Origin of the sequence: Salinirussus salinus, from assembly GCF_009831455.1 — an archaeon.
Lineage (GTDB): Archaea > Halobacteriota > Halobacteria > Halobacteriales > Haloarculaceae > Salinirussus > Salinirussus salinus.
In genome coordinates this window covers 253391-273661 of sequence record NZ_WOWO01000004.1, presented here as the reverse complement: position 1 = coordinate 273661, position 20271 = coordinate 253391, and the positions used below count along the sequence as shown (strand labels likewise).

General features: G+C 71.1%; 20 protein-coding genes. 7 read left to right on the top strand and 13 right to left on the bottom strand.

Annotated features, from left to right (window positions below):
• Positions 1 to 15: 15 nt before the first annotated feature.
• A complete protein-coding gene (locus GN153_RS15270; protein WP_159904311.1) occupies positions 16 to 285 on the top strand; it encodes a hypothetical protein in 270 nt (89 codons plus the stop codon).
• On the opposite strand, the gene GN153_RS15265 is transcribed toward GN153_RS15270, so the two are convergent.
• The 3 genes from GN153_RS15265 to gpmI form a co-directional block, all read right to left on the bottom strand.
• A complete protein-coding gene (locus GN153_RS15265) occupies positions 286 to 2175 on the bottom strand; it encodes a S9 family peptidase (RefSeq protein WP_394350944.1) in 1890 nt (629 codons plus the stop codon).
• A gap of 82 nt (positions 2176 to 2257) precedes the next feature.
• Positions 2258 to 3112 carry a tRNA pseudouridine(38-40) synthase TruA gene (gene truA, locus GN153_RS15260; protein WP_159904307.1) on the bottom strand — a complete coding sequence of 285 codons (855 nt, stop codon included), beginning with the start codon at positions 3110 to 3112 and terminating at the stop codon, positions 2258 to 2260.
• Positions 3113 to 3117: 5 nt separating this feature from the next.
• The gene (gene gpmI / locus GN153_RS15255; protein ID WP_159904305.1) at positions 3118 to 4665 is read right to left on the bottom strand and encodes a 2,3-bisphosphoglycerate-independent phosphoglycerate mutase; all 1548 of its coding nucleotides are present in this window, start codon (positions 4663 to 4665) and stop codon (positions 3118 to 3120) included.
• 446 nt (positions 4666 to 5111) lie between these two features.
• Here gpmI and GN153_RS15250 point away from each other — a divergent pair, with 446 nt between their 5' ends.
• Positions 5112 to 6299: a CaiB/BaiF CoA transferase family protein gene (locus GN153_RS15250; protein WP_159904303.1), complete on the top strand. Its 1188-nt coding sequence runs from the start codon at positions 5112 to 5114 to the stop codon at positions 6297 to 6299.
• A complete protein-coding gene (locus GN153_RS15245) occupies positions 6296 to 7534 on the top strand; it encodes an MFS transporter (RefSeq protein ID WP_159904301.1) in 1239 nt (412 codons plus the stop codon). Before GN153_RS15250 ends, GN153_RS15245 begins: the two co-directional genes overlap by 4 nt.
• A 19-nt stretch (positions 7535 to 7553) precedes the next feature.
• On the opposite strand, the gene GN153_RS15240 is transcribed toward GN153_RS15245, so the two are convergent.
• On the bottom strand, positions 7554 to 8054 hold the full coding sequence (locus GN153_RS15240; protein ID WP_159904299.1) for a gamma carbonic anhydrase family protein: 501 nt from the start codon (positions 8052 to 8054) through the stop codon (positions 7554 to 7556).
• A gap of 118 nt (positions 8055 to 8172) precedes the next feature.
• On the opposite strand from GN153_RS15240, the gene GN153_RS15235 reads away from it, so the two are divergent.
• Positions 8173 to 9414 carry a Zn-dependent hydrolase gene (locus GN153_RS15235; RefSeq protein WP_159904297.1) on the top strand — a complete coding sequence of 414 codons (1242 nt, stop codon included), beginning with the start codon at positions 8173 to 8175 and terminating at the stop codon, positions 9412 to 9414.
• A gap of 24 nt (positions 9415 to 9438) precedes the next feature.
• Here GN153_RS15235 and GN153_RS15230 read toward each other — a convergent pair whose 3' ends face one another.
• The 3 genes from GN153_RS15230 to GN153_RS15220 all read right to left on the bottom strand — a co-directional run bounded on the left by GN153_RS15230 (position 9439) and on the right by GN153_RS15220 (position 10919).
• Positions 9439 to 9834, bottom strand: coding sequence for a PIN domain-containing protein (locus GN153_RS15230; protein ID WP_159904295.1), 396 nt, complete (start codon positions 9832 to 9834; stop codon positions 9439 to 9441).
• A complete protein-coding gene (locus GN153_RS15225) occupies positions 9831 to 10076 on the bottom strand; it encodes an antitoxin VapB family protein (protein WP_159904293.1) in 246 nt (81 codons plus the stop codon). The genes GN153_RS15230 and GN153_RS15225 overlap by 4 nt, the downstream gene beginning before the upstream one ends.
• Before the next feature lie 96 nt (positions 10077 to 10172).
• Positions 10173 to 10919: an alpha/beta fold hydrolase gene (locus GN153_RS15220; RefSeq protein ID WP_159904291.1), complete on the bottom strand. Its 747-nt coding sequence runs from the start codon at positions 10917 to 10919 to the stop codon at positions 10173 to 10175.
• A 222-nt stretch (positions 10920 to 11141) separates the two neighbouring features.
• On the opposite strand from GN153_RS15220, the gene GN153_RS15215 reads away from it, so the two are divergent.
• Complete coding sequence (locus GN153_RS15215) at positions 11142 to 11795, top strand: TetR/AcrR family transcriptional regulator (RefSeq protein ID WP_159904289.1); 654 nt, start codon at positions 11142 to 11144, stop codon at positions 11793 to 11795.
• Entirely contained in the window at positions 11792 to 13315 is a 1524-nt protein-coding gene (locus GN153_RS15210; RefSeq protein ID WP_159904287.1) for an MATE family efflux transporter, read from the top strand. Before GN153_RS15215 ends, GN153_RS15210 begins: the two co-directional genes overlap by 4 nt.
• 31 nt (positions 13316 to 13346) lie before the next feature.
• Here the strand turns inward: GN153_RS15210 and GN153_RS15205 are convergent, their stop codons facing one another.
• From GN153_RS15205 to GN153_RS15185, 5 genes are all read right to left on the bottom strand, one after another.
• Positions 13347 to 14885, bottom strand: coding sequence for a (R)-citramalate synthase (locus tag GN153_RS15205; protein WP_159904285.1), 1539 nt, complete (start codon positions 14883 to 14885; stop codon positions 13347 to 13349).
• A 121-nt stretch (positions 14886 to 15006) separates the two neighbouring features.
• A complete protein-coding gene (locus tag GN153_RS15200) occupies positions 15007 to 16107 on the bottom strand; it encodes a hypothetical protein (RefSeq protein ID WP_159904283.1) in 1101 nt (366 codons plus the stop codon).
• Positions 16108 to 16214: 107 nt separating this feature from the next.
• Complete coding sequence (locus GN153_RS15195) at positions 16215 to 16628, bottom strand: DUF192 domain-containing protein (RefSeq protein WP_159904281.1); 414 nt, start codon at positions 16626 to 16628, stop codon at positions 16215 to 16217.
• A gap of 57 nt (positions 16629 to 16685) precedes the next feature.
• A complete protein-coding gene (locus tag GN153_RS15190; protein ID WP_159904279.1) occupies positions 16686 to 17474 on the bottom strand; it encodes an enoyl-CoA hydratase/isomerase family protein in 789 nt (262 codons plus the stop codon).
• A complete protein-coding gene (locus tag GN153_RS15185; RefSeq protein ID WP_159904277.1) occupies positions 17475 to 18263 on the bottom strand; it encodes an enoyl-CoA hydratase/isomerase family protein in 789 nt (262 codons plus the stop codon).
• Positions 18264 to 18658: 395 nt separating this feature from the next.
• Between GN153_RS15185 and GN153_RS15180 the strand changes: the two genes are divergently transcribed.
• The gene (locus GN153_RS15180; RefSeq protein WP_159904275.1) at positions 18659 to 19282 is read left to right on the top strand and encodes a DUF7097 family protein; all 624 of its coding nucleotides are present in this window, start codon (positions 18659 to 18661) and stop codon (positions 19280 to 19282) included.
• A gap of 1 nt (position 19283) precedes the next feature.
• Here the strand turns inward: GN153_RS15180 and GN153_RS15175 are convergent, their stop codons facing one another.
• Positions 19284 to 20249: an ornithine cyclodeaminase family protein gene (locus GN153_RS15175; protein ID WP_159904274.1), complete on the bottom strand. Its 966-nt coding sequence runs from the start codon at positions 20247 to 20249 to the stop codon at positions 19284 to 19286.
• Between the last annotated feature and the right edge of the window lie 22 nt (positions 20250 to 20271).

Below are 20271 nucleotides of genomic sequence, written 5' to 3'. Positions count from 1 at the left end.
CTGTGTCTCACGTCCGTGCCCTCGAGTGCCCTCCAGCGGACGGTCAGACGGGTCGGTGCCACCCTGACCGTCCTGCTCGCGTTCGCGGTGCTGTACCTCGACCGGCTCGTCAGCGACTACGACAACCCCGTCGTCCCGGATTTCGTCGCGATACTGTTCACGTGGACGGTCGCGCTGGTCGCGTTCGGCTACCTGACGGTGAGTCTGCTCGCCGGCGCCGCCCGCTGGTTCGAACCCACCGACGGCGAGACCACGAGTAGCGAGAGTCAGAACACCGGGGAGTAGTCAGTCGTCGGCCTCGGCGACCCTGGGGGTTCCGACCCGCCGTTGCAGGAAGTCGTCGAGCAGGCGGAACATCCGCAGCTTCTGTTCCTGGTCGGAGGAGGCGTGGCCCTCCTCGCCGAGTTCGCGGTACTCGAAGTCGCCGTCCTCGCCTTCCCGGTATCCGAGTTCCTCCAGCCGTTCCCGGAAGATGCGGGCCTGGGAGACGGGCACCCGGCGGTCGTTGACGCCGTGGACCATCAACAGCGGCGCCGCGAGGTTGTCGGCGTGGGTAACCGGCGAGCGCTCCTCGTAGAGGTCGGGGTGCTCCTCGGGCGTCCCGAGGTACTTCTCCATCAGCTCCGTCCGGTAGTGGGGCATCGTGTTCTCGAACTGGTCCGCGAGGTCGGTCAGCCCGATCCACGCCACGCCGGCGTCGTAGAGGTCGGGATACTGGACGAGCTGCCAGTACGCCGAGTAGCCACCGTAGGAGCCGCCGAAGACGGCGACGCGGTCCCCGTCGAGCCAGTCGTACTCCCCGAGGACGTGCTCGGCGGCGGCCGCCACGTCGCCCTGCTCGGCGCCGCCCCAGTCCTCGTCAAGCGCGCGGACGAACTCGCGTCCCCGTCCCGTCGACCCGCGGTAGTTCACCTGCAGCACCGAGAAGCCCCGCGCGGCGAGCACCTGGGTGTAGAGGTCAAAGCGCATCTCGTCGCGGGCCCGCGGGCCGCCGTGGGGGTTCACGACGAGCGGCGAGGGTCGCTCCCCGGAGTCATAGAGGAGGGCGCCGACCTCCAGCTCCTCGTAGGGGTCGTGCCCGACGGCCGCCTGCCGGGTCCCGGGCACGCCGTCGGAGGTGACAGTGAAGTACTCGGCGTCCGCGAAGTCGTCGGGCTCGAAGGGGCCGTACTCCGGCTCAAGGAGCGTCTCGGTCTCGTCGGACCTCAGGTCGTAGGCCAGGAGCGTCGGCCGGGTCGTCGGCGTCGTGTGGGTCAGGAGGACCCGGTCCGCGCCGAGGACGCTCTCGCCGGCCATCCCGAACTCCGCGACGCCCTCGGGGAGGTCGAACTCCCGACTCTCGCCGGTTTTCAGGTCGTAGACGACGGGGACGGTCAGCGCGTCGCGGGTCCGGGTGCCGACCACGCGGTCCCCGTCGGGCATGAACGCCTCGGGGGTCTCCTCGTACTCGCCGTCGCCGAGCCACCGGACAGACTCGCTCTCGAGGTCGTAGACCCCGATCCGCCCGAGGTCCGGGCTGTTGTCCGCGAGGAGGAGCCGGTCGCCCTCGGGGGACCAGTCGACGGGGCTGGTCTCCGCACCGAGGTCGCCGACGTCGAGGACGCGGGCGTTCGAGCCGTCGGCGTCGGCTACGTAGGTGTCGCGGTTGTCGAAGTCGTCGGTCTCGTTGGTCGCGTAGGCGACCCGGTCGCCCTCCGGCGAGAGCACGGCAGCCCATACCGCGCGTTCGTAGTCGGTGATCTTGGCGGTCTCGCCGCCGAGTTCGTGTCGGAAGAGGTTGAGCTGGCCGTCCCGATTCGAGCCCAGCAGCAGCGCGTCTTCGGCGGTGTCCACGACGTACGTCTGACCCTCCATCTCGACGACCGGCTCGACGCCCCCGTCGCGGTCGACGGCGTAGACGTCGTTTTGCTCGTCGCCGGCCTCGTCGAGGTGGAAGTACACCCGGTCGCCGCCCTCGTCCCAGTCGACGTGCCAGCGGGCGTTGCGGGGTACCTCGCCGTCGCTCCACTGCCCGAGTTCGCCCGTCTCGACGTCCAGCACGTGGAGCTCGTTGCGGCCCGTGATGTCGTAGTACAGCGCGACCTCGTCCCCGTCCGGCGAGGCGGTCGCGTGGACCATCGTCGGGAGGCTCGCGAGTTCCTCGAGTACGTCATCAACGTCGTCCATATCCCACATGTCGCTCGCATAACGGTTGAAGCTTTCCAGATACGTCGGAGCGGGGGCTGCTGCCGGGAGCGGGTCGTACTCTGCGGAGAGGTCACTCCGGCAGCGAGCTACCGATCGTCGCACTCACCCGCGCCAGCGTCGCCCCCTCCACGCGACGGGCCTCGAACCACTCCCGGGCCTCCGACAGCACGCGATTGTTTCCCTCGAAGGAAACAGAGTACGACACCTCCGTCAGCACGAGCGGCTCCGCGGGTGCGGGCGGCACGCCCTCCGGCCCAGACAGCGGCTCCGGGGAGAGGACCCGCTCCAGGCGGTCCCCGGAGGGCGTCCCGCGCCCGAATTCGGCGACCAGCGAGACGACCCGGCGGACGAGCTGGCGGGGAAAGCCACTCGCCCGGAGCCGCAGACGGAGGAATTCGCCCTCGCGCTCGAGGTCCGTCTCCAGGTCCCGGACGGTTCCCTCGTCGTCGGGCGTGAGGTTGTGGAAGTCGTGTTCGCCGGCGAGTTCCGCCAGCGTCCCGCGGGCGCGGGCGTCGTCGACCTCATCTGCGGGTGCGTGGAGGTGGTAGGTGTACGCCCGGCTCGTGGCGTCGTGGGTAGCGTGAAAGTCCGCGGGCGCCGCGGCGTCGGCCCAGACCCACACGTCCGCGGGCAGTTCGCTCGTGAACGCGGCGGGTGACAGCCACGCCGGGGCGTCGAAGGCCACGGTCTGTGCGAGCGCCGACACCCCGGCGTCGGTCCGGCCGGCCGCCGCCCACCCCGGTGGTGTTCCGTCTCCCGGGCAAACATCGAGCGCCCGGAGCGCATCGAGCAGCGCGTCCTCGACGGTCGGCACGTCCGGCTGGCGCTGGAAGCCGTGGTAGGCCCGGCCGTCGTAGGCGACGCGGTAGGCCCGTCTGTCGGTTTCGTCGCCGTCGTCGCGGCGCCGGCCGGTGGACTCCCCCACGGCACTCACTCCAGCAGCGACTCGCCGGTCATCGCCGGCGGCTTCGCGATCCCCAGCAGTTCCAGTACTGTGGGCGCGACATCCGCGAGCGTCCCGCCCTCGCGGATGCGGCGGCCGCCCGAGGTCCCGTCGGGAGCCAGGTAGACGACGGGGACGGGGTTCGTGGTGTGGGCGGTGTGTGGCGCTTCCGGGGTGCCCATCTCGTCGGCGTTGCCGTGGTCGGCCGTCACGATGACGTGTGCGCCGGCGGCCTGCATCGCGTCGACCAGCCGCGCCAGCTGCGCGTCGACGGCCTCGACGGCGGCGACCGCGGCCTCGAAGTCGCCGGTGTGGCCGACCATGTCGGCGTTGGCGTAGTTGATTATAGCGGCGTCGGGGTCCTCGCGCCCGATGACGTCGATAGCGGTGTCGGTCACCTCCGGCGCGCTCATCTCCGGCTGCCGGTCGTAGGTCGGGACGTCCGGACTCGCGACGATCCGCCGGACCTCGCCGGGGAACTCGACCTCCCGTCCCCCGTTCAGAAAGTAGGTGACGTGGGCGTACTTCTCGGTCTCGGCGAGCCGGAGCTGGCTGCGGCCGGCCTCGGCGAGCACCTCGCCCAGCGTGTCCTCGGGCGCGTTCGGCGGGAAGGCGACGGGGAGGTCGAAGGTCCGGTCGTACTCGGTCATCGTCACCAGCGCCACCGGGGGCGGGTCGGTCGGGAGCTCCCAGTCGGGCTCGATGTCCGCGAGCATCCGGGTGAGCTGGCGGGCCCGGTCGGCCCGGAAGTTGCAGAACACCGCGCCGTCGCCCTCGACGAGCGCGGGGCCGCTCTCCACGACTGTGGGCTCGACGAACTCGTCGGTCTCCCCGCGGTCGTAGGCGGCTTCGACGGCCGCCACGGCCGAGGGTGCCGCGTGGTCGGCCTCGCGGTCGACGACAGCCCGGTAGGCGCGGCCCGTGCGCTCCCAGTTCTCGTCTCTGTCCATCGCGTAGTACCGCCCCGTGACCGTCGCGACCCTCCCGCCCGCATCCTCGACGTGGCGCTCCAGGTCAGCGAGGAAGTCGACGCCGCTTTTCGGTGCAGTGTCCCGGCCGTCGGTGAAGGCGTGGACGACCGGTTCGAGGCCGGCGTCGCTCACCAGGTCGACCAGCGCGTGGACGTGGTCCTGGTAGGAGTGGACCCCGCCGTCGCTTATCAGCCCGAGGAGGTGGACCCGGCCGCCGCTGTCGGTCGCGTACTCGATGACCTCCCGGATGGCCGGGTTCTCGTCCAGCGGCGGGTCGCCCGCCTCCGTCTCGCCGCCCCCCTCGCGCCACACCCGGATGGCGTCCGTGACCCGGGCGGACTCCTGTGTGACGACGCGGCCGGCGCCGATCGTGAGGTGACCGACCTCGCTGTTGCCCATCTGTCCCTCGGGGAGTCCGACCCGGCGGCCATGCGTTTCGAGCGTGCCGTATGCTCCCTGCTCGCGGTAGCGGTCCATCGTGGGCGTGTCGGCGGCCGCCACCGCGTCCCGTTCGGGGTCGGGGTTCAGCCCCCACCCGTCCAGAATGACCAGCCCGACGTCCATACTCCACTCTCGCGGTCGGGGCCTACGACGCTTTCGAAACGCCGCGCTCTGAGTGACTTCGTGCGGTCCGGTTCAGTGGAACGGTTACGAACGAAAGGTGCAGAAAGCCCCTGCCCGCTCGGCGGCTGCGACTCGCTGCGCTCCTCGTTTCACTGCGGTGCTTGCGTCGTCTCGCTCGCCGATCGGGCAGCCCCTTTCAGTCCCACCCGGGGCCACATACCTCCCCAACCGATTCGTTCCCTCCCTACGGTCGGTCACTCATCCCTCGCACGCCGGCTGTCGCGGCAGCGCCGCCGCGACAGCGCGCGCCACATCCGTTTAGCCGTCTGCCTGTGCGGCGAGACTGCACCTTTCGGGGCTCTCGACCCCGACGTTCCGAGCCCGACTCAGACACTGCATCCACGCGCGTCGGAACCGTTTTGTGGGGGACGGGCGCATCCCGGCGCATGCAACCGTTCACCGACGTGGACGTCCTCGACCTGACACAGTCCATCGCCGGCCCGGCCTGCACGCAGCGGCTGGCCACGCTGGGCGCCAACGTCGTCAAGGTCGAACCGCCGGGCGGCGACGCCTTCCGGGACCTCATCGGCGGGTCGATGTTCGCCACGTTCAACACCGACGGCAAGCGCAGCCTCGCAGTCGACCTCAAAAGCGACGAGGGTCAGGAGCTCGTCCAGGAGCTTGCCCACAGCGCCGACGTCGTCGTCGAGTCCTTCCGGCCCGGCGTCACCGAGAAGTTCGGAATCGACTACGAGTCCGTCAAAGAGCACAACCCGGAGGTGGTCTACACCTCCGTCACCGGCTTCGGCCAGGACGGCCCCTACGCCGACTTCCCGGCCTACGACCCCGTGATCCAGGCGATGAGCGGGCTGATGTCCGTCATCGGCTACCCCGACCGCCCACCCGTCCGGATCGGCGCGAGCGTCATCGACTGCGCGACCGGCGCCAACGCCGCGTTCATGACCTCAGCGGCGTTGCACGAGGCCGCGCGCACCGGCGAGGGGGCCCACGTCGACATCTCGCTGTTCGACGTCGCCGCGGGCTGGATGGGCTACTGGGCCGCCAAGTACGCCGAGACCGGCGAGGTGGCCACCCGCCACGGCACCTCCTTCGGCGGCCTCTCGCCAAACGACATCTACCACGCCGCCGGCGACGAACCGTTCTATCTCTGTGCGGTCAACGACATGCTCTGGGAGCGGACCGCCCGGGCCATCGACCGCGAGGACCTGCTGGAAGACCCGCGCTTCGAGACCAACGCGAAACGCGACGACCACGGCGACGCACTGCGGGAGGAACTGGAGGCGACCTTCCGGGAGTACGAGCGCGACGACCTGGTCGACCTGCTGACCGAGGCGGGCGTGCCCGCGGGCCCGCGCCGGGACGTCGCCGAGCTGGTCGACGAGGACCCCCACGTCGAGGCCCGCGAGATGCTCGTCGACGTCTACAACCTCGAGACCGACGAGCCCGCACGGGCGGTCCGCCTTCCCGTCCGGACGACCGAGTGGGTCCCCGAGTTCGAGGGCCAAACACCAGAGCTCGGCGAGCACACCCGGGAGGTGCTCCGGGAGCGGGGCTACACCGAAGCGGAAGTCGAGGCGCTGGTCGAGGCGGGCGCGGTCGTCGCCGACGAGTGAGCCGGACCCCGGCTGCCGACGGACCGACGGCCCGGCTCCGCTCGCGGCTCGGCGGTCCCTGGGACGTCGTCCTCGGGCTCGGAGTGTTGATCGCCGCGGTCAACGCCTACTACATCGTCCCGGCGGGCGTGCTCCCCGTCATCCGCGAGCAGCTCGCGCTCGGCCCCGCGACCGCGGGCCTGCTCGTCAGCGTCATGTTCGGCGCACAGATGCTGCTGGGCGTGCCCGTGGGCATGCTGATCGACCGGGTCGACAACCGCCGGGCGGTCGTCGCCGCCACGCTCGCCATCCTCGCCCTCTACGCCTGGAGCTGGCGGGCGGCCGCGGACGGTAACTTCTGGACGCTGATGCTCTCGCGGGGGCTCGCCGCCCCCGTCACGGCGGCCATCTGGACGGCCGGCGTGAACATCATCGGCCGGGCGTTCGACCCCGCGCGACAGGCCACCGCCGTCGGCGTCTTCAGCGGCGGCCCCGCGGCCGGGTTCGCGGTCGGCCTGCTCACCGGCCCCCTCGTCGCCGAGCGCTTCGGCTGGGCGGCCATCTTCGCGGTCTACGCGGCCCCGGCGGCGGTCGGCTGCGCCCTGTTCTGGGTCACCAGCCGCCGGCTCGATATCTCCGTCGAGGACACCGCGACCGCCCGGCTGGCCGACTTCCGGGAGCTGTTCACCACGGCCACCGTCTGGACGGTCGCGCTGGTCGCCTTCGTCGGCTTCTCGCTGTACGCCTTCGTCACCAGCTGGGTCCCGACCTACCTCTCGGAGGTCGTCGGCGTCTCGCTGGCGGAGGGCGGGCTACTCGCGGCCTTCTTCCCGGCAGTCGGCGCGGTCGCGCGGGCAGGTAGCGGCGCGGTCTCCGACCGGCTGTTCGGCCACCGCCGCCGGCCGGTCGTCCTGCTCGCCTTCGCCGTCTCGGCCCCGGCAGTCTTCGTGGTCGTCCTCGCCGACACGGTCGCGGTTCTCCTGCTCGCCCTGCTGGTGGCCGGCCTCTTTCTCCAGCTCGGCCTCGGCCTGGCGTACCCGCTGGCCCGCGAGACCGCCGACCCCGCCGTCGCCGCCACGGGGGTCGCCTTTACTACCAGTATGGCCACCTTCGGCGGCTTCGTCGCGCCGCCGGTCGGCGGCCTCCTCATCGCGAGGGCGGGCTACTCCGTCGCGTTCGGCGCGGCGCTGGCGCTCGGACTCGCGGGGGCGGCGCTGGCGTTTTTCGTCCCCGAGCCCGACCTGGGCGGGAGCTGACTGCGACCGCTCTCTTCGTTCAATCCAGGCGCTCGGACGTCTCCTCGTAGCGCTTCGCGAGTTCGGCGTAGTGCTCGGCCGACTCCGCTCCCGGCGGGTCCTCCAGTTCGGTCTTGACGGTGGCGGGCGCACCGGTGACCAGCGTCTCCGGCGGAACGTCGGTCCCCTCGGTGACGACCGCGCCCGCGCCGACGACGGCACGCTCGCCGATGTGGGCGTCGTTCAGGACGACGGCGTTCATCCCCACCAGCGCCCCCTCGGCGACGTAGGCGGCGTGGACGATGGCGCTGTGGCCGACGGTGACGTCCGGGCCGAGCTCGCCGCCCTCGTGCATGACGGCGTTGTCCTGGAGGTTCGACCCCTCGCCGACGACGACCCGGCCGGCGTCCCCGCGGATGGTGGCGTTGGGCCAGACGCTCGCATCCTCCTCGACCACGACGTCGCCAGCGACGTACGCCGCCTCGTGGACGTGGGCCGACTCCGCGACCTGCGGTTCCGTTCCCTCGAAGCTCCGTATCACGTCCCCGTACTGCAGGAGCCGGGGCTTGAATCTACCCCTGCCAGCCGTCGTGCGCGCGGCGCCGTCCGCTCCCCCGGTGCGCACCAATCTCTTTGTGGGTGGCCACTGGACGGGAGCCATGGACTTCGCCATCGACCGCGAGCGGCTCGTCGATACCATGCGGGAGCAAGCGGAGATCGGCGCCACCGACGGCGGCGGCCTCCACCGCCTGGCGCTCTCCGAGGACGACCGCCGGGCCCGGGACTGGTTCGTCGAACAACTCGAGGAGCTCGGCCTCGACGTCCGCGTCGACGAGTTCGGCAATACCTTCGGCTACCGCGAGGGGTCAGACCCCGACGCCGGAACGGTCCTGCTCGGCTCCCACCTGGACTCCCAACCGTACGGCGGTATCTACGACGGCGCGCTGGGCGTCGTGGCCGCCCTGGAGTTCGTCCGCGAACTCGAGGACCGCGGGGTCGAGACCGCCCACCCGGTCGAGGTGGTCAACTGGACCAACGAGGAGGGGTCGCGCTTCCAGCCCGCGATGCAGGGGTCGGGGGTGTGGGTCAGCGACCACGACATCGAGGAGGAGTACGCCAAGACCGACAGCGAGGGCGCAGTGCTAGAGGAGGAACTGGAACGGGTCGGGTACAGGGGCGAGGTACCCGCAGAGCCACAGCGGGAGTACGAGGCTTACCTCGAACTCCACATCGAGCAGGGCCCCTACCTCGAGTCGGCCGGCGCGGACGTCGGCGTCGTCACCGGCATCGTCGGCTTCTCGTGGGGCGCAGTCACCTTCGAGGGGGAGGCCGACCACGCGGGGCCGACGCCGATGCACACCCGGTCGGACGCGCTGGTGGCCGCCAGCGACTTCGTGACCGGCGTCCGCCGGGTGCCGGGTGCGCTCGGCGAGCGGACCGTCGCCACCGTCGGCTCGGTCGACCTCGCGCCGGACTCGATCAACGTGATCCCCGAGGAGGTGACGGTCACCTGGGACCTCCGGGACCCCGACGACGCCACTATCGACGAGGGGCGCCAGCGCGTGCTGGCGGAGGCCGACGCGGCCGCCGCCCGCGAGGGCGTCGACTGGAGCTTCGAGGACCGGATGCGCGCCTCGCCCGTCGAGTTCGCCGACGGGTGTGTCGACGCGGTCCAGAACGCGGCGGACGCGGGCGGCTACGACAGCCTCCGGATGGTCAGCGGCGCCGGCCACGACGCCACCCACATGACAGCGGTCATGGACACGGGGATGGTCTTCGCCGTCTCCGAGGACGGCACGAGCCACAACGAGGACGAGTACACCAGTCGGGACGATTGCTACAGCGCCGCGGACACCTACGCGAAGGCGGCCTACCGGCTGGCGAGCGACGAGGGAGCGTAGTAAACCCGTCCGGGAGACGCCTGCTCAGTACTCTTCGACGTCGACGACCTTCTTCGTCTCCTCGTGGGTGAGGTCCCCGTCGGCGGAGACGACCGGCGCGTCCAGCTCGCGTCCGACGGCCGCGACGAGCGCGTCGAGACCGTCCAGGTACGGACCGTCCGGCCCGACCTCGTCCGCGACCGCACCCGCCGTCACTGCCGTCCGCTCGTCTACCGCGTACGTCTCCCCCCACGAGAGGGCGGCACGGGCGCCTGCGACATCGCCGTTCGGGAGAGTACCCTCGCCGACGAGTACCTCGGCGTAGGCCGGGACCGGCATCACCCAGCGCTCGTCTTCGGCCCCGTGCGCTTCGTAGAACTCTCGTGTCGCTTCGACGCCGTCCAGGTAGTCGATGAGATACGTCGCGTCGAGGACTCTCATGTGTCCCCTGCCCGCTCCCGCATCCGCTCTTTCCGCTGCTCTTTCGCCGTCCGGCGCCCCTCGCGGACCCGCTCGGCGTCCTCGTCGGACCACCGGCCGAACCCGTCGTGGAAGTCGCCGCCGCGCTCCTCGTCGAGAACCCGCTCCAGAACGTCGTTGTAGCTCTCCCCCTCCCGCCGGAGGCGGTCGAGCTCCCGCTTTACGCGGTTGCTGACCCGGATCTGCTCGTTTGCGGTCCCCATTACTGTGTCAACGTTGGCGTTGACGTGGTTTAGTCGTTGGGTAAGGGGCGGGGTAGACGGCAGAACCGGACGCTCCAAGGCTCGCGCCGGGCGGTCTCACCCGAGGTGGTCGTCGAGGAAGGATTCGACGGCGCTGTTGAACGCCTCGGGCTGCTCGAAGTACGCGGAGTGGCCGGCGTTCTCGATGACCGCCGTCTCGGCCCCGAGCCGGTCGCCCACGGCCTCGATCGCCGGCGCCGGCATGAACTCGTCGGCCTCGCCCGCCACGACCAGGGTGGGGATGTCGGCGTCGACGACCGTCCCGGCGTCGAGCGGCAGCTCGTCAAGCGGCGGTCGCGTCTCCTCCCAGGAGGGCGGTTTGTCGCGGTTCAGCCCGTCGATGGAGTCGGCGAGAAACGCCGCTTCGGGCGTGAGCGGGTCGACTTCGGGTGTCTCCCCCCGGGCCATGAGCTGCTCGTGACGTTCGGGAGCGATGAGCCCGCCGGGCGTCGCCGAGAGGACCAGCGCGCTCACCCGCCCGGGATACTGGGTGGCGAAGGAGCCGACCGTCCACCCACCCATCGAGTGGCCGACCAGAGCCGTCTCCTCGACCCCGAGGTGGTCCAGCAGGGCGGCGAGGTCGTCGGGAAAAGCCCTGACGCCGGCCCCGGCGGTGTCGACCGAGAGCCCGAACCGGCGCTGGTCGGGGACGACACACCGGTACTCGTCCCGGAACGTGGGCACCTGCTGGTACCACGACAGGTGGTTCGCGCTGAATCCGTGGACGAAGGTCACGGGTGGCCCGCTGCCGACATCCTGGTAGTAGTAGTCGATACCGCCCTCGCCGATGGTCGCTCGCTCCATCACCCGCGTGTGTCGCCACGCGCCCGGTTATAGCTGTCCCCGGTCGGTGGACCCGCCCGGACGCCGCTGGTCCGGCGCGCGTATTACGTTGTGAGATATCGTGTGACGGTCGCCGGTGCCGGCCGGTCGCGACCAGGGGAAGCCGGGCCGCGAGCGCGCCTCCCCTCCGGCGCCACGGGGAGTTCAGAAGACTCTTACTGACTGGTCAGTTAATAGGGATAGATGACCGACGAGGACGCCGACCCGGTGATGGAGGCGACCTACCGCGCCCTCTGCAGCCACGGGTACGCCTCGCTGACGATGCAGGACATCGCCGACGAGACCGACCTCTCCAAGGCTGCCCTCCACTACCACTACGACAGCAAACACGACCTGCTGGTCTCCTTTCTCGATTACCTCTACGCGGAGTTCACCGGCCGGGTGCGCGACCCCGGGGGCGACGGCCCGGCAGAGCGACTGGAGGCGTTCATCGACGACGTGCTCGTGCCGCCGGAACCGGACGAGGACGAGCGGGTGGCCTTCGGCACCGCCATGCTGGAGCTGAAGGCCCAGGCGCCCTACGACGAGGACGTCCGCGAGCGCATGGAGCGGTTCGACCGCTTTCTCCACGAACAGGCGCGCGCACTCGTCGCCGACGGCATCGCAGCCGGCGAGTTCCGCGCGGTCGACCCGGACGACACGGCCCGCTTTCTGGTGACCGCCCTGGACGGCGCCGGCACCAAGCGGGTGTCGGTCGGCCGGGACACCGACTGCACCCGGCGGATGCTCCACTCCTACGTCGAGACGTACCTGATGGCCGGCGAGGGAACCGACGGCGTGACGGCGAGCGGCGACGGTGACAGCGAGGCGGAGCCCCCGAGGGAGGTCACCGAATGAGCGGGCGGGCCCGGGCGCTGCTCGGCCGCGCCAGGCGGCGGGTGGGCTCGCTGTTCAAGAGCCAGGAGGAGCTCGACCTGACCGGCGGCCCCATCGGCAAGTCGCTGTTCTTTCTCTCCCTGCCGATCGTCATCACGAACCTCCTGCAGGTGGCGTACAACCTCGCCGACACGTTCTGGCTGGGTCAGTACAGCACGGAGGCGCTCGCGGCTGTCAGCCTGGGCTTCCCGCTGGTCTTCCTCTTCATCTCGATGGGGATGGGGCTGACCATCGCAGGGAGCGTCCTGGTCGCCCAGCACACCGGCGCCGAGGAGACCCGCGAGGCGCAGTACGCCGCCTCGCAGACGGTGGTGTTCTCGCTCATCGCCGCGACGCTGCTCGGCGCCGTCGGCTTCTACTTCGTCCGGGACCTGCTCGGCCTCTTCGCCGCCGAGCCGGTCGTGACGGGGCTGGCCGGCGACTACCTCGCCGTGATCACGCTCGGGCTCCCCTTCATGTTCGGCTTCTTCGTGTTCATCTCGCTGATGCGCGGGGCCGGGGACACGGTCACGCCGATGGTCGTCATGCTCGGCACAGTCGTCCTCAACATCGCGCTCGACCCCTTCCTCATCTTCGGGTGGGGGCCGTTCCCCCGGCTGGGCGTCGAGGGCGCGGCGGTCGCGACCGTCTTCGCCCGCGGGCTGGCGATGGTCGTCGGCATGGCGATCATGCTCCGGGGCTACCGGGGGATCCGGGTCCGGGTGGCCGACCTCCGGCCCGACCTCACCTACGCCCGCAAGCTGGTCCGGATCGGCGTCCCCGCCTCCATCGAGAACACCGGCCGGGCGGTCTCGGTCAACGCCGTGCTCTTCGTGGTGACGCTGTTTCCCACGGCCGTCGTCGCGGCCTTCGGGGTCGGCGTTCGGGTGTTCTCGCTCGTCTTCATGCCCGCCATCGCCATCGACCGCGGCGTCGAGACGATGACCGGGCAAAATATCGGCGCCGACAAACCCGACCGCGTCGCCGCGGTCAACCGCTTCGCCGCGAAGGTCGCCTTCCTCCTGCTGGCCGGGCTCGGGGTCGTGATCTTCGCGTTCGCTCCCGATATCATCGCGGTCTTCGACAGCGACCCCGAAGTGGTGGAGCAGGGCGCCACCTTCCTGCGGTGGGTCGCCCCCACCTTCGGGTTCGTCGGCATCCTCCGGGCCTACAGCGGCGGGCTGCGCGGCGCCGGCAAGACCCTGACCGCCGCCGCGATCGCGCTGGTCATGTTCGGGGTCATCCGCCTGCCCATCGCCTACGTCGCTTCCCAGGACATCCTCCCCGTCGACTTCTGGATCTTCGGGCAGAAGACACCCGAGGGGATCTGGCTCGGGTTCGCCCTCTCGAGTATCATCGCGGCGGTGATCGCCTTCGCGTGGTTCGAGCGGGGCACCTGGCGCGACGCCGACCTCACCGAGGACAAAGTCGGCGTCGGCGACGACCCCGCCGAGGGGACGGCGGGGACCGACTCCGCGGACGCCGACCTCACCGACGACTGAGGGCGCTGGTCGCAAAGAGTGAGGGGTGGGCTCAGTCGTCGGCGACGACTTCGGCGTCGCCGCGTTCGACCAGCCGGTCCATCGCGTCGACCATCGCCGTCACCGACGCCGACGTGATGTCGGAGTCGGAGGCGGTGACGGTGACGTGGTCGTCGTCTCTCGACATCTCCACCTCGACGGTGACGACGGCGTCGGTACCGCCGGTGATGGCGTCGACGTGGTAGGACTCGAGCGAGGCGTCGGCCTCGTGCGAGAGCGCTTCCTCGGCCGCGTTCATCGCCGCGTCGACCGGCCCGGAGCCGGTGGCGGCGTTCTCCCGCTTCTCTCCCTCGACGTCCAGCCGGACGCTCGCCGTCGGCGGCGTCACGCCCGAGACCGCCGTGAGGTCGAGCAGCTCGACGCGGCGCTCGCGGTCCCGGCCCTCGACCTCCTCGGCGATGGTCAGCAGGTCGGCATCCGTCACCCGCTTCCCGCGGTCGCCGATGGCCTTCACGCGGGTGACGACCTCGTCGATGCCCTCGTCGTCGAGGTCGAAGCCGTGCTCCGTGAGCGCGGCCTCGACGCCCGCGCGGCCGGCGTGTTTGCCAAGCGCCAGCCGGCGCTCCCGACCGACCTTCTCGGGCGGGTAGGGCTCGTACATCGTCTCGTCCTTGAGGGTGCCGTCGGTGTGGATGCCGGACTCGTGGGTGAAGGCGTTCTCCCCCACGACGGCCTTGTTCGGGGCCAGGGGGATCCCCGTCAGCTTCGCCACAAGCTGGGCGAGGTCGTACACCGCCGAGAGGTCCATCGGCTCGACCCCGTAGCCGTGGTCCAGGGCGATGGCCACCTCCTCGAGGGCGACGTTGCCCGCCCGCTCGCCGATACCATTGATGGTGCCGTGGACGAGGTCGGCGCCCGCCGCGACCGAGACCAGGGCGTTCGTGACCGCGAGCCCCAGGTCGTCGTGGGTGTGGGTACTCGTCGGCCCGAGGTCGGTCAGCCGCGAGACCGCCTCGAGGGTCTCGTCGGGCGTGGCGTGGCCGACGGTGTCGGCGTAGCAGACCCGGTCGGCGCCCGCGTCCAGGGCCGCCGACATCAACTGTTCGAGGTAGTCGAAGTCGGCCCGGGAGCCGTCCTCGCCGATGACCTCGACCCAGAGGCCGTGGTCCGTGGCGTACTCGACCAGCTCAGCCGTGGTCCGGACGTTCTCCTCGTGGGTGGTGCCGACCTTCCGCTGGACGTGCTTGTCGCTTGCCGGGACGACGATGTCGACCCCGTCGACGCCACACTCCAGCGCGAGGTCGATGTCGTTTTTGATGCCACGACAGAAGCTGGTGACCGTCGCGTCCAGGCCCAGGTCGGTCACCCGGGAGATGGTCTCGCGCTCGCCCGGGCCGGTGCAGGCGCTGCCGGCCTCGATGTAGTCGACCTCGGCCCGGTCGAGCCCGCGGGCGATCCGCGCTTTCTCCTCGGGAGTCAGTGACACACCCGGTGCCTGCTCCCCGTCACGCAGCGTGGTGTCGAGAAACTGTACGTCGCCGACGTCAGAGAGTGGGGTTGTTTCGGGGTGGCCCCCGAATAAATCGATCACCGGTCATGGTGTCCATGTGAGCGTGGGGCAATGGGGGCTATAAAGCTGTCTGTCTGCCGGCGTCACGTCGCCGTCCGGCCGCCGACTCCGCCGCCGGTCGGTCCGGCGGGCGGGCCCGACGTCAGCCGCCCATCCCGGGGCCGCCCATCGGAGCACCGCCCTCGCTGAGTTCGATCAGGTTGTCGACGGTGTCCGTGTAGCTGACCGAGACGGTGTTCCCGTCCCGCGAGACCTGGAGGTTGTTCAGCATCCGCTCGAGTTCCTCGCCGCCCTGCTGCATCTGGTTGGCCTGCTGGAGGTACTGCTGTTTGAACGTCCCGAGTAGCTGCTCCGTCTCCCTGGCGACGCTCTCGGAGGTCATGGTCCCGTTGAGTCGGAGCCCGACCTCGTCGCCGCTCTCGTAGAACATCGCCCCGGAAAGGACGTCGAGCTCGGAGGTGTACTGGGCCGCCCCCATCCCCCCGCCCGTGCCGCCGTCACCGGTGCTGAAGGTCCCGGTCGGCAGGTCGACGGCGAACCGGATGGGGGCGTCCGTGGTGTTCGCGAGCGCGTCGGTGACCGTCCCGCCGACGGCGTCCCCGTCGCCGGCGCCCACGTCGATGGCGTCCCTTACGACCTGCTCCGTTCCGACGGCGTAGACGCCCTCGCTGACCACGCCGAGGGCGCTGGTCCCGCTCTCGCCGAGCAGGACCGTCTGTCCGCTGTGGGTCTCCTCGGTCAGCTCCGCGTCGGACGCCGACTGGAGCCCGTCGGTCACCGTCGCCGGTTCGAGACCGGTCCAGACGACGGCACCAGCATACGAGCTGGCGCCGGCCATCGGGTCGTCCTCGGGGACCTCGGTGAAGACCATCATGTCATACACCTGTGCGGGGTCGATCCCCTCGAGGCCCTGGGATTCGAGCGCTCCCTGGACGCTGTCCGCGCCGGCGCCCGACTGGACGCCGGTGTCCAGCAGCCGTTGTAGGTCCTCGTCGGTCCGGAGCTGCTCGTAGTCCACGTAGACGAGCCCGTTCGCCCGGGCGGGGACGGCGGACATCCGTGAACTCGGGTCCGCGCTCCCCGTCGGCATCCCGCTCCCGCCGTCGCCGCCGTCGGTTCCGTTCCCGCCGCCCAGCCCGCTACAGCCGGCCACCAGGCCGGCGGCTGCCGTCCCCGCGGCTGCGAGGAGCCGACGCCGGGAAGTCGATACCTTCTGTCGAACGGCCCTTCCCTCAGGTGCCATGCGTCCCCACGAGGAGCCGGCACGCACATCAACGGCGGCGCTATGTGTCTAGTGAGCCCGGGTAGCGGGGGCCAGTCCCCGCTCCCGCCCCGGTAGTACTGCTGGAGTTACGCCCCGTCGTGCCGGCCGCGTTCGTCCACGACCTGGACCGTATCGCCGACGGCCACGTCCTCGGCTGTTCCCGCGGGCAGTTCGACGATGGTGTCTGCCTTCCCGGCGGCGACCCCGCGCCAGGGCCGGAGCCGGTCGACGCCGACGACCTCCTCCCCGACCAGCCAGACCACGTCCAGGGGGACCCGCACGAACAGCATGTCGACGACGGTCCGGCGCGCGCCGCCGAGTCCCGGGAGGCTGTTCGAACGGCCGACGTCCATCACGTACGCGTGACCCTCGGGGAACTCCGCCCGGAAGCGCAACCCCTTCGCGTTGGCCAACGCCGACTCCGGGCGTTCGACCTCGGTGGCGAGCACTCGGGACTCGGCGCCACGCCCGCCCCTGGCGGGCTCGTGGACGACGCGCATACCTGGGCTCTCGCGGCTCCCGGCAAAAGGCTGTGGGCGCCGGGCCCGTGTGGCCAGTCAGCGCCCCTCGAAGGTGGGTTCCTCGCCGGCCCGGAGCGCCTCGGCCGCGCGGTCGTAGTCGTCGGTGTCGGCGGCGACGACCTGGCTGGTCGCTTCGTCCAGAAGCACCTCGTCCAGCTCGCGGTCGTACCCCCGCCTGATCAGCCGCTTGATCTGTTTCTGGGCGACCGGCGCGCCCGTCGCCAGCTGCTCTATGAGGTCGTCGGCGCGCTCCTCGAACTCCTCGTCGGGGTAGACGTGGTTCACGAGGCCGAGTTCGTGGGCGCGCTCGCCGTCGATGATCTCCCCCGTCAGCGCGAGCTCCATGGCCACCCCGCGCCCGACCAGCCGCGGGAGGACGTACGAGCCCGCACAGTCCATGCTCAGCGCGAAGCGGGCGTGCGAGAAGCCGATCCGGGCCCGCTCACTCGCGAGGGGGATGTCACAGGCCAGCGCGAAGCAGGCACCGTCGCCGATGGCCGCGCCGTCGACCTTCGCGACCGACGGGAGGTCGTGCTCGATCAGTTCCCTCGCGAAGCGGTGTTCGTGGGTCTGGATCGTCTCGACGCGCTCCTCGAGGGTGGGCGGCTCGTCCTCGCTGCCGAGGCTCTCGATGTCCGCGCCCGTCGAGAAGGCGTCGCCGGCTCCCTCGAGCACGAGACACCGGGCGTCGGTCCCGTCTGCCTCCTCCAGGGCCCCACACAGCTCCCGGTAGGTCGCCCGCGAGAGGGGGTTGCCCCGGTCGGGCTCGTCCATCGTGATGGTGAACGCCCCCTCGGACAGGTCGGTGTGGATCTCCGCGGCCATCTATCGCCCCTCGAACTCGGGCTCGCGGTCCTCGGCGAAGGCCGCGACGCCCTCCTCGTGGTCCCGGGTCTGGGTTGCGAAACTCTGGGCCTGGGATTCGGCCTCGATGGCCTCCTCGACGGTCCGCCGGGCCGCGCGGTCGATGTTATTCAGCGAGTACTCCAGGGCGACCGTCGGCCCCTCGGCGACGGTCTCGACGAAAGCGTCGGCCTTGGCGTCGAACTCTCCTGGGGCGTAGGCGTGGTTGACCAGACCCAGCTCCTCGGCCTCCTCGCCGGAGAGCATCTCCGCGGTCAGCGCCAGCTCCTTGGCCTTGTAGGGGCCGACGGCCTGGGTCACGAAGTAGGAAGTGCCGTAGTCGAGGCTCAGACCGACGTTCCGGAACGCCAGCCCGAAGGTGGCGTCCTCGCTGGCGAGTACCACGTCACAGGACAGCGCCACGCCCATCCCGGCGCCGACGCAGTAGCCGTCGACCTTCGCGACCGTCGGCAGGTCGCAGTCGTAGAGCCCGCCGGCCACGCTGGTCGCGGACTCGATGACGCCCTGGGCGCGCTCGTGGCCGGAGACGTCCTCCCGCTCGCTCATCCCGCCGATGTCCCCGCCGGCACAGAACGCGTCGCCCGCGCCCTCGACCACGACACACCGCGCGTCGTCGTGTTCCTCGATCTCCCCGAGCGCGCGGTCGACACCCGCGACGATCCCCGGCGAGAGCGCGTTCATCTTCTCCGGATTGTCCAGTGTCAGCGTTGCGACCCCGTCCGTTACGTCGAGTGTGACATCGTCTGACATACGACCGGACCGACACGCGCGAGGGTCTTAAACTCCGTCGACTCCGCGGCGTCCGTCGGGGCAGACGAAGGCCCGGGCTAATAGGTCTCTGGCGCGCGCTGTCGCGGCTCCGGCCGCGACGACACTGTTCGAGGTCCTCGGGAGCGGCAGCGACCGAGTGAGTGAATCGGCTGGGGAGGCATGTGGTGTCGGGCGGGACTGAAAGGGGCGGGACGTTCGACTCGGGAGGCTCGCTGCGCTCCTCGCTTCGCTGCGGTGCTTGCGTCGCCTTCCTTCGTCGAACGTCCCGGGGCTTTCTCGCTGTCCCGAGGCTCAGTAAGCGGAGCAAGTCCGGCCAGGACAAACACCACAGCACTCACCGCCGGACTCAAGCCCGCGGCACCACACCCACGGGTATGGAGAAGACCGACGCCGGGACCTCGGTCGGCGTCGCGGACCCGTACGCCCACGTCGACCGGTGTGACCACCTCACCGACGAGGGTCGCTGCCGCTTCGCCGTCAAGCACGGCGACCGCGACCCCGCCTTCGCCGACGCCCGCAGCGCCGAGGAGTTCCGGTGTCCGGTCGTCGCCGACGGGGCCGACCGGACCCCGAAAGTCGCCGACGAGACCCCCGAGAGCGGCGACGGCTCGAACCTCCCCGGGCCCTGGGACTGGGCCGACTGCCCGCACTTCCGCTCGCGCCAGCACGACCGCGAGTGCGTCCGCTGTGGCCTCGCCGAAGTCCGACTCGCCCACGGCGACGAGCGCCCGCTGCTGGAGGAACACCACCTCTCCTACGCCGACGGGTCCGGCGGGGGCGGTCTCGGGGACGACGACGGGAACGACGACCGACCCGGCCACGAGATAACGGTCTATCTCTGTCGGTGGTGTCACTCCAAAGTTCACGACTCCTGGGCGCGGGTCGACGACGACGCCTCGCCGGACCCGGAGGCCATCGCCGCCCGCGAGGCACGGCGGAGCCGCGAGCAGGACGAGATGGGCTTCGAGTCCGCTGCCGACCGGTTCGACCGCGGGTAGTTCACTCCCACAGCCCGATGTCGGTCCCCAGCCCCGCCTCCTGCGCGCGCTCGTAGACGAACGCGCCGGCGGCCGCGTCGAGCACCGCCGAGCCGACGCTGTCGACGACGACCCGGCCCGCGGGCGGGTCGCGGTCGCCGTCCAGCCACGCGCCGAACTCGGCCAGGTCTCCCACCCCGAGGTCGGTCGCGAGCAGGTCGCCAGTCTCCGCGACCTCGCCCGGCACGTCAGCCAGGACCGTCTCGGCCTGCTCCAGAACAGCCGGGTCGAGTTCCTGCGTCTCCGCGGTGTAGGCCCCGACCGCGACCACGAGCGCGCCGGGCGCAAGTGCCTCCGGCGGGAAGACCGGCTCGGTCGCCGTGGTCGCCGTCACCACCGCATCGGCACCCTCGACGGCCGCCCTGGCCGACTCGACCGCCCGGGCGGGGACCCCCTCCCCGCGCAGGTCGGCCGCACACGCCGCCCGGGTGTTCGGGGAGTAGACCCGCACGTCCTCAAGGTCGGCGACGGTCGCGGCCGCGCGGGTCTGCCAGCGGGCCTGCGCGCCCGCGCCTATGACTCCCAGCGTCGCGGCGTCCGGCGCGAACGCCCGGACGGCGAGCGCGCCGATGCAGGCGGTGCGGGCGTTGGTCAGCGCGTTTCCCGCGAGCAGCGCCTCGGGCAGTCCGGTCCGGGCGTCGGTGAGCGCGACGACGGCGTTGACCGTCGGCAGGCCCCGGTCGGGGTTGGCCTCGTGGACGCCGACCAGCTTGGTCGCGTACCGCTCGGCGCCGTGGACGTAGGCCGGCATCGCGATCCCCATCCCCAGCGGCGCCTCGCCCTCCAGTCCCTGCCCGACCGGGAAGTGTGGCCGCTCCGGGCGTTCGACCTCGCCGCGGGCCTGCCGGACCAGCGCGTCCTCGACGGCGGGAACGAGCGCGGGCAGGTCGAGCGTCTCGCGGACCGCGGCCTCCGGACAGACGAGCATGGTCGAGCAAGCGCCCGCATCG

What these genes read in the sequence shown, in the direction of transcription:
- gpmI (WP_159904305.1), bottom strand. Translation starts at nt 4,665, where the DNA reads ATGGACGTCGGGCTGGTCATTCTGGACGGGTGGGGGCTGAACCCCGAC.
- GN153_RS15200 (WP_159904283.1), bottom strand. Translation starts at nt 16,107, where the DNA reads ATGGCACCTGAGGGAAGGGCCGTTCGACAGAAGGTATCGACTTCCCGG.
- GN153_RS15195 (WP_159904281.1), bottom strand. Translation starts at nt 16,628, where the DNA reads ATGCGCGTCGTCCACGAGCCCGCCAGGGGCGGGCGTGGCGCCGAGTCC.
- GN153_RS15190 (WP_159904279.1), bottom strand. Translation starts at nt 17,474, where the DNA reads ATGGCCGCGGAGATCCACACCGACCTGTCCGAGGGGGCGTTCACCATC.
- GN153_RS15225 (WP_159904293.1), bottom strand. Translation starts at nt 10,076, where the DNA reads ATGGGGACCGCAAACGAGCAGATCCGGGTCAGCAACCGCGTAAAGCGG.
- GN153_RS15250 (WP_159904303.1), top strand. Translation starts at nt 5,112, where the DNA reads ATGCAACCGTTCACCGACGTGGACGTCCTCGACCTGACACAGTCCATC.
- GN153_RS15265 (WP_394350944.1), bottom strand. Translation starts at nt 2,175, where the DNA reads ATGTGGGATATGGACGACGTTGATGACGTACTCGAGGAACTCGCGAGC.
- GN153_RS15215 (WP_159904289.1), top strand. Translation starts at nt 11,142, where the DNA reads ATGACCGACGAGGACGCCGACCCGGTGATGGAGGCGACCTACCGCGCC.
- GN153_RS15210 (WP_159904287.1), top strand. Translation starts at nt 11,792, where the DNA reads ATGAGCGGGCGGGCCCGGGCGCTGCTCGGCCGCGCCAGGCGGCGGGTG.
- GN153_RS15185 (WP_159904277.1), bottom strand. Translation starts at nt 18,263, where the DNA reads ATGTCAGACGATGTCACACTCGACGTAACGGACGGGGTCGCAACGCTG.
- GN153_RS15235 (WP_159904297.1), top strand. Translation starts at nt 8,173, where the DNA reads ATGGACTTCGCCATCGACCGCGAGCGGCTCGTCGATACCATGCGGGAG.
- GN153_RS15220 (WP_159904291.1), bottom strand. Translation starts at nt 10,919, where the DNA reads ATGGAGCGAGCGACCATCGGCGAGGGCGGTATCGACTACTACTACCAG.
- GN153_RS15175 (WP_159904274.1), bottom strand. Translation starts at nt 20,249, where the DNA reads ATGCTCGTCTGTCCGGAGGCCGCGGTCCGCGAGACGCTCGACCTGCCC.
- GN153_RS15230 (WP_159904295.1), bottom strand. Translation starts at nt 9,834, where the DNA reads ATGAGAGTCCTCGACGCGACGTATCTCATCGACTACCTGGACGGCGTC.
- GN153_RS15180 (WP_159904275.1), top strand. Translation starts at nt 18,659, where the DNA reads ATGGAGAAGACCGACGCCGGGACCTCGGTCGGCGTCGCGGACCCGTAC.